General features: G+C 65.7%; 2 protein-coding genes. Both read left to right on the top strand.

The features are described 5' to 3' along the window. Nucleotides 1-349 precede the first annotated feature (349 nt). Nucleotides 350-649 (top strand): PE family protein, encoded by a 300-nt coding sequence (locus tag AC5Y6X_RS24360; RefSeq protein ID WP_324682265.1) that lies wholly within the window; start codon nucleotides 350-352, stop codon nucleotides 647-649. A 120-nt stretch (nucleotides 650-769) separates the two neighbouring features. Then, a partial coding sequence (locus AC5Y6X_RS24355) for a WXG100 family type VII secretion target (RefSeq protein WP_499989706.1) occupies nucleotides 770-967 on the top strand: 198 nt, incomplete at its 3' end.

Below are 967 nucleotides of genomic sequence, written 5' to 3'. Positions count from 1 at the left end.
CCACACCACGGGCCACCCGGGCCCGGCCGACGCCCGCGGGGGCGGGGTTGCTGAGCCCCTGCGGAATTTAATCGGCCACCTGATTTTTATCGGCGCCGGCACCGCCCCGGGCTTCGGCGAATGCGGCTGCCAGCGGGCTTCCGCCCGGCGGGCCGGACATTCTTTGCTGTGAAGGCCTGATAAGCATCCCAATCCGGGCCAAACGCTGTTACTGTGTCGTTACGAAAAATGAATTTGCCGTAGCGTTTCGTGAACACTTGCAAACAGGCGGCTTCGGAGACGGCCTCCGGGGCCGCAGTCATCTACTCTCATGCAGAGAGTTTGCGGATACATCGAGGAAGGAAACGGTATGTCGTTCGTGACGACGCAGCCGGAGGCTTTGGCTGCCGCCGCCGGCACCTTGCAGGGGATCGGCTCCACGTTGAGCGCCCAGAACGCCGCCGCGGCGGCCCCGACGACGGGCGTGGTGCCCGCCGCTGCCGACGAGGTGTCCGCGCTGACCGCGGCGCAATTCGCCGCGCACGCGCAGATGTACCAGGCGGTCAGCGCCCAGGCCGCGGCGATTCACGAGATGTTCGTCAACACCCTGGGCATGAGTTCCGGCTCCTACGCCGCTACCGAGGCGGCCAACGCCGTCGCAGCCCTCTGACCCGAAGGGGGGACCGTCTTCATCCTTCCCCGGCTCGACGGTTGCGCCACCGCGTGACTGGTATGGCCATCGTCGTCCATCACACGAAACCAATAACCGCGTAATAAGGAGATAGGCAAAATGCCAGCACGTTTTATGACCGACCCGCACGCGATGCGGGCCATGGCGGGCCGCTTTGAGATGCACGCTCAGACGGTGGCCGACGAGGCGCGCAAGATGTGGGCGTCCTCGCAGAACATCGCCGGCGCCGGCTGGAGCGGGCAGGCCCAGGCGACCTCCTACGACACCATGGGCCAGATGAACCAGGCGTTCAACAAC

It is taken from the genome of Mycobacterium sp. NGS26 (assembly GCF_059813025.1).
Note: the sequence above shows the minus strand (reverse complement) of the source record. Positions and strands in the feature narration are given on the sequence as shown.

Bases quoted from the DNA above. Each gene is read 5' to 3' on its own strand.
- AC5Y6X_RS24360 (WP_324682265.1), top strand. From the start codon at position 350: ATGTCGTTCGTGACGACGCAGCCGGAGGCTTTGGCTGCCGCCGCCGGC.